This window comes from Desulforhopalus singaporensis (genome assembly GCF_900104445.1).
In the GTDB taxonomy this organism is placed as follows: Bacteria; Desulfobacterota; Desulfobulbia; order Desulfobulbales; family Desulfocapsaceae; genus Desulforhopalus_A; species Desulforhopalus_A singaporensis.
In genome coordinates, this window is record NZ_FNJI01000074.1 from 1 (window position 1) to 7,049 (window position 7,049).

The following is a 7,049-nucleotide window of genomic DNA, read 5'->3' on the forward strand; positions in this document are numbered from 1 at the left end:
TGGCAACACGTGGAGCTTACCGATACTAATAAGCCGTGCGGCTTATCCATATTTTTTGATTAATACTCTACTGATTGCTCTACTATTCGATTATCTGAGTTACTATAGGAAGGCGGGTCGCAATCCCACCCCCCTTCCCTGCTAAAGGAAACAAACAGATTTTTCCGGCGGTCATAGCGAAGAGGCTCCACCCGTTCCCATTCCGAACACGGAAGTTAAGCTCTTCTGCGCCGATGGTACTGCACGGGCGACTGTGTGGGAGAGTAGGTCGCCGCCGGTTTTATATATAAAGCCCCGTAATGCAAACGCATTACGGGGCTTTTTTTTTGGCCTGGCAACCACTGAACGGTGGCACCCTTTCATCTCCCTGGTGCTCCCTCTCAATCATTCCCATTCCCTTAACGCTTGTTTTTAACATCCCTTCCTGGCGACACCGCAAAATTACCTTAACGGACGCACAGCCGATTTTTTATACTTGAATTTCAGGCTACAACACGTACACTTTAAACAGTTAGGAGAAAAAATTAAATAAAACCTAACCTATTAAAGCTCATGTTCTGTTATAGCTGTGCTATAATATCAGCCAGGGAATCAATCAAAGCGGATGTTTCTTGTTCGCTGTGACCCAGTCATCAACCCGGGCATCTTATTTAGATATGTTAAACGTGGATTCGCTTAACATATCTATGTACAAAAACAAACCGAAGGGAGAAGACCATGAATCTAAAAGCGTTGTGTTGCTGCACTGTAGTAGGAGGGACGTTGCTGTCTCATGTTTGCAGCGCCCAGGCAGAGACAATCGGACAGGCGGTTGAGCATATGCTCATGACCAACCCGGCAATCAGGGCAGCGGCCTATAACCGCCTTGGACGCGATCAGGAAGTCAGGCAGGCAAAGGCCGGATACTATCCGATTCTCGATGTTGACGGAGGGGTTGGTTACCAGGATATTCAGGAACCAATTGACGATGAATTAAATCCAACCCAGATGAGGGTAAGGCTTCGCCAGAACCTTTATCGAGGGCTTGCCACCATGAACGAAGTCGATCGACAGGAGGCCAGGGTCCGTTCCCAAGCATACCGTATACAATCCACCGCTGAGGAGGTTGCCTTACGGGGCTCTGAAGTTTATCTCAATGTTCTTCGCAGAACTGAACTTGCCGCTCTGGCGCAGGAAAATCTCGACAACCATCTCCGCATTTCCGATCAGATCAACCTGCGTAGCGAATCAGGGGTTGCCAGCAAGGCCGACAGTGACCAGGTTGCCGGACGCGTATCTCTTGCTGAATCCAATATCGTCGTCACCAAGACCAACCTCATTGACGCCAAATCCAATTACCTCTCCGTGGTAGGACATATGCCTGCTGAACTCAGCAGGCCTGCATTCCAGGAAAAGATGTTGCCGGAATCGCTTGAGGATGCAGAAAATCGCGCCTTGCAGAATCATCCCACACTGAAAATCGCCTTAGCCGATCTCGATGCAAGGAAGGAACAGGCTGAAGTTGCCAAAGCACCTTTTCATCCGATCCTCGATGTTGAACTTGAACAGCACTGGGATGAGGATTTTGATCAAGAAGGACAGGATCATCAGTTCCTGGCGATGGCCAGGTTGCGTTACAACCTGTTTAACGGTTTCAGCGATGAAGCACGACGGGTGGAGACCAAGCATCTGGTGAATGAGGCCCGTGAGATCCGCAACAGCACCTACAGGCAGGTGGTGGAATCTATCCGGTTATCATGGATGGCTTATCAGGCCGAGCTTGGCAGGATTAATTACCTTGAAAAGCGTGTCGCCTCAACCAAGGCAACCGCCAAATCATATGTCAACCAGTTTAACCTTGGAAAACGCACACTGCTCGACGTACTTGATACAGAGGCAGAAGTTATCGATGCCAAGAGAGATCTCGTCAACGCTCAATACAACAGTATTTACAATCAATACCGTATCCTCGCCGGCATGGGTCAGCTGGTTGGTGCCTTCGAGAAGCAGTGGCCGGAGGAGAGTACCGTATCTGAAGAAGGCAGTGCCAGGGATCAAGAGATTCTTCTTCACAATGATATAGAAACAATCGAAACCTTCAATAAAGGGGTTTTTGAACGTCCCATGCCTGACTCCAAAGGATAATTTAAAAAAATAGCGTTACATATCCGCTATTAAAAGAGTCGACAATCTATACGGAGGAACATTATGTATCCTCCGTATTTTTTTTGCTTTCCGGCTCCTGACCCGGCAGGATATCGAGGTGCCGGGGGCAGGTGATTAATTTTCTGTTACTGTGTACCCAGTCGTAATCGCGGGACCTTGGGGTATCAATACCTCTTCCTATTGGTCCCTGGTCTGACACTGTATATTTTGCGCAGACTTTTACAGAAAGATTTTTCTGACCAATTCCAAATTCAAAACTATCTACGGATTTGCACTTGGTATTTATTGGTGTTATCTTGTCTGCGGCAACATGCTGTTTTTTTTACCACCTTTGCCATATACTCACCACTGCGATGCAGATTTATGATGGTCAAGCCAGTCATGAGCTGCGCCACGAAAAGAAGAGTGTTTTTTAGGGAGTTAACGAGAGCTGTCAATTAATAAAGTGAACTCAAAGAATCGTCTCTATACGCTTTTTTTTATCTCCGGCCCACGTACATATTACCTGGGAAAAAGATTCTTCCCTCTGTTGCTGTTGCTCCTTGCAACCGTTCTTTTCGCAGAAAACAGGACATTCACCATCAGTACCAAGATACTTAAAAATGCCGATAAAATATATGGCGCCGAGGCAGTGGCCAGATTGCTTGACTGGCAACAATTTATTCGCCAGGACCAATCGGAAAACGACCTTGAAAAACTGCAGAAAGTAAACAATTTCTTTAACCGTTTTGAGTTTGTAAGCGATGCCCTGCACTGGCAGAAAAAAGATTACTGGGCGACCCCAATAGAATTTCTCGCAAGCGACGGCGGAGATTGTGAAGACTTTGCCATGGCCAAGTATTTCACTCTCAAAAGACTTGGAGTTGAGGAAAAAAAGATCAATATGACCTATGTAAAAGCCTGGAAACTCAACCAGGCACACATGGTTCTCACCTATTATGAAACCCCAGGTTCAGAACCGCTGGTTCTCGATAACCTTATACCTGACATCAAGCCGGCATCACAACGGGACGACCTCCTGCCGGTATTCAGTTTTAACGCCTCGAGCCTCTGGATTGCCAAAGAACGCGGTCGCGGCAATCTTGTTGGAGAGAGCAAAAGACTGAAACTATGGACTGACCTGCTGGAGAGAATGCCTGACAGCTTAAAATAACTTTAGGTTACAATATGACACTATACCGACAGCTCCTCGTTGCCACATCCATCCTGTTTCTGATTCTTTTCACCTGTACGTGGGTCGCTAAACTCAACTCCACCCGGACCTTCCTTGAGAACCAGCTGGTCTCCCACGCCCAGGACACCGCCACCTCCCTGGCCTTGTCCATCAATCCTTATCTCGTAAAGGACGATCTCGCCACCATAGATGCGATGATCAGCGCCGTTTTCGATAGGGGGTATTACCGCATGATCAGGCTGACAGACCTGGAGGAAAAGACGATCATCGATAAAGAAAACCCTCTCGTTATAACCAATGTCCCGCAATGGTTTATAGATTTCGTCGAACTCAGGAGTCCTCCTGCCAAAACCCTTGTCTCCTCAGGATGGATACACAAGGGATTTCTGTATGTGGAGAGCCATCCGGGATATGCATACAATTCCCTCTGGCAGGCCAGCGTAAACATAACCCAGGCATTTGTTGTCGTGGGGGTAGTGGTGCTTTCGCTGGGAGCTGCGGTTCTCCAATATCTCCTCCGTCCTTTAAGGCTTGTGGAACAACAGGCAAACAGGCTCTGCCAAAAAAATTATATCTTCCAGGAGAAGATACCCCGCACCCGGGAACTGCGGCAGGTAGTGGTGGCGATGAACGGTATGACCAAAAAAATCAAGCAGATGTTTGAAGAGCAATCCGATATTGCCGATAGTTTCAGGAAAAATGCATACCTCGATCCGTTGACCGGACTTGGCAACAGACGCTTTTTTGACAGCCAGTTCACTGTCGAAATGAGCAAAAAGGATGAACCGGTTTACGGCACGTTTTTTCTCATCGAGATTCAGAATCTCCCACGTCTTAATCGCGACCACGGATACCAGTACGTTGACAGCCTCATGCAGAAGATAGCTGGTTGTCTTGACACGTCATCGGCAAAAACCGAGGACAGAATCCTCTCCAGATTGTCAGGAGGATCTTTCTGCCTGCAACTTCCCAGCACAACTGTTGAGAACTCGCAGCTTATCATCGAAGACTTCATCGCCGCCATTTATGCCATTTCTTCGGAAGACCCCGCTCTTCCGGAAAATCTCGTTCAGGTTGGCGGACTGACCTATGAAAGCCCCATATCCGTCGAGAAGATCCTTGCCGGTGCGGACCGTACTGTTCGCAAGGCGGAACAAAAAGGACCGAATAGCTTTGTAATAGTATCACTTTCATCCCTTGAACACGCTGAGCCAATCAAAGGAAAAATGGACTGGCTGCAAATAATTGAAAAAGCCATAATAGATAGAGATTTCGTCCTGGCTTCACAACCGGTGGTACACTTTGGTAAGGAGCACACGGTCCTCCATCATGAAATATTTTCCAAACTACGAGCCGAGGATGGAAAAGAGATTCATGCCGGCCTCTTTATTCCGTTTGCCGAACAACTCGATAAAATAGTGGCGGTGGACCAGATAATAATCGAGAAAGTCAGTCACCTCAAACGGGACTCGATCAACATAGAGACAGTGGCTATTAATATTTCGGCTTCCTCGCTTAAAAACGATACTTTCCTGACAGAGCTGGATACAATACTCTCCAACTGGCCTGAAACGGCACCAAAAGTTGCATTTGAGATTACGGAATACACCGCCACCCAGGACCTGCAGAGACTCCTGCAGTTTTCAGCGGTAGTAAAAGGATACGGGCACACCATAGGTATTGATCGTTTCGGCAAAAGTTTTTCTCATTTTGGTTACCTGCAATCTCTGCAGCCCCAGTATGTCAAGATTGACAAAGTGTTTACCGGCGAGTTGACGGATCAAAATACCGACAGCTGGTTTTTTATCAGTTCTCTTGTAAATGTAGCTCACAGCCTGGACATCAAGGTGATCGCCGAAGGTATTGAAGATGCTACCCAGTTGGAATCATTAAACAAACTCCATCTCGACGGCGCCCAGGGTTTTTTCCTCGGCGTTCCGAAATCTGTTAATTAGCTGTAAGGCTCCCACCATTTTACCGCCTGATATGGACTGTCTATATCAGGCGGCCTTCAATTACCCCGTATATTTTTCTTTTTCAGTGGACCGCAGGGCCAGCCAACTCCCCCCGTCCTGCTCTCTGGCGACCACTATTTTAACCATTTTTTCAATGTTTCCGCCGGACACCTGTCTACCACCATCCGAAATCTTACAACAATTTCACATATTAGTACCAAGGTACTATGGAACAATGCATTCTCCTAACATATCATTGATATTATAGTCGTATCCCTTATAGAAAACTTGGAGGTCAATATGGCAACTGAAACAAATATAAATACATCCAGTGAAGCCAACCAGCCGGTTGGAAAGGCGATCATAGTCAAAGGCAACGTCCATGCCCAGGGGCAGGATGGAACCGTTCGTGTCCTTGAAATCAACAGTCCGATATACGAAAACGACCGTATAATTACCGATTCCAACGGGATGATTTCAATCGTATTCGGTGACGCGGCGGTAGACCGCCTCGATCTTGGGCGCAACAGCGAAGTGGTCATAGACGAGGACGTGTTTAAAGAGGCCGGTCCGGAGCAGGTCGCAGAGTCAACTGCAGAAGTTGAACAGATTCAACAGGCACTGGCGGAGGGAACGTTCGACCCGACTACTGAGCTTGCACCGCCTGCCGCCGGACCCGCTGGTCCGGATAACGCCGGCGGAGGTATCTACAATGTTCAGTTTGACCTGACAGGCGATCAAATAACGCCTGAGGCCGGTGCTGAAACGACAGGTCCTCCCTTTGACTTTATTTCCCGCCCCGGACATACCTATGAAGAGCCGGTCGTCGTGCTGGCAGAGCCTGTGATTGAATCCGGCGGTTCGGAGGAAGAGCCACCGAACTATTTTCCTGAAGCTGGTTCTCTTGAAATCACCCTTGACGAAGAAAACCTTCCTGACGGCACAGGCGCTCCTCAGTTCGATGAAGATGGACGACTCTTTTACGAAGGAACCCTGGAAGATCTCGGCGTAAACTTTGGCGGAGACGGCCCTGGCGGAATCAGCTTCGGCACCCAGTTTCTGGCTATTGACAACACCGGGGGAGATTCAATCACTGTCAGCGGTTCTTACGGCACGCTGACAGTCTACGACGATGGAACCTGGAAATACCAGGTTTTCGATCAGGCCGACGGCAGTCCCAATCTCGATCACCCCGTCACCGGTCAATCAGGACCTGCAACCACCGGTCCTAGCGACTCACTGCAGGATATCTTCAACTTCACGATAAGCGACAGCAATGGTGATACCGCGGCCGGTTCATTTACCGCCAACATTCTTGATGACGGTCCTATTACAGAAGATATTTCCATATCCAAAGTCGTTGAAGAAGACGCTCTGGGTAACGACGAAGGGGCTGAACTCGGCGACCCCGACAGCTCGCTTGGCAACCTCGACGATTCCTCCGACTCCGATACCGCCACCTTCACCGCCGCTGATCTCAAGTCCGCGGTCGATGACGGCGCCGACGAGGAGGTCACCTTCAGCTTCGTCGCAAGCGGCTCCTCTGGCACCCTCGCAGGCATCACCTCAAACAACGAGGCGATCAACTGGTCCAGTGACGGCACCACCATCACCGGTGTTACCGCAACCTCCGGCGATACCGTATTCGAGCTCAGGTTCGACAGCAACGGCGACCTGATCTTCGATCTCGACGACCAGGTCGACCACTCGTTCGGGTCCGCCGGCACCGATGACGAGCTGCTCGCCAACAAGATCGATGTCGGACAGTTTATCGT

Annotated in this window: 4 protein-coding genes and 1 rRNA gene; all 5 read left to right on the forward strand. The window is 48.9% G+C overall.

Features of this window, described 5'->3' with window-relative positions; all coding sequences use genetic code 11:
• Positions 1 to 163: 163 nt before the first annotated feature.
• Positions 164 to 280, forward strand: a 5S ribosomal RNA gene (rrf, locus tag BLQ17_RS21290).
• A gap of 437 nt (positions 281 to 717) precedes the next feature.
• On the forward strand, positions 718 to 2,124 hold the full coding sequence (locus tag BLQ17_RS21295; protein ID WP_092226223.1) for a TolC family outer membrane protein: 1,407 nt from the start codon (positions 718 to 720) through the stop codon (positions 2,122 to 2,124).
• A 466-nt stretch (positions 2,125 to 2,590) separates the two neighbouring features.
• Positions 2,591 to 3,298, forward strand: coding sequence for a transglutaminase-like cysteine peptidase (locus BLQ17_RS21300; RefSeq protein ID WP_245695271.1), 708 nt, complete (start codon positions 2,591 to 2,593; stop codon positions 3,296 to 3,298).
• A 14-nt stretch (positions 3,299 to 3,312) separates the two neighbouring features.
• Positions 3,313 to 5,274 (forward strand): bifunctional diguanylate cyclase/phosphodiesterase, encoded by a 1,962-nt coding sequence (locus BLQ17_RS21305; protein ID WP_092226224.1) that lies wholly within the window; start codon positions 3,313 to 3,315, stop codon positions 5,272 to 5,274.
• A 300-nt stretch (positions 5,275 to 5,574) separates the two neighbouring features.
• Positions 5,575 to 7,049: retention module-containing protein (locus BLQ17_RS21310; protein ID WP_143005599.1), on the forward strand; the 1,475-nt coding region annotated here is incomplete at its 3' end.

Excerpts from the sequence above, each read along its gene's own strand:
- BLQ17_RS21295 (WP_092226223.1), top strand. The coding sequence starts at position 718 with ATGAATCTAAAAGCGTTGTGTTGCTGCACTGTAGTAGGAGGGACGTTG.
- BLQ17_RS21305 (WP_092226224.1), top strand. The coding sequence starts at position 3,313 with ATGACACTATACCGACAGCTCCTCGTTGCCACATCCATCCTGTTTCTG.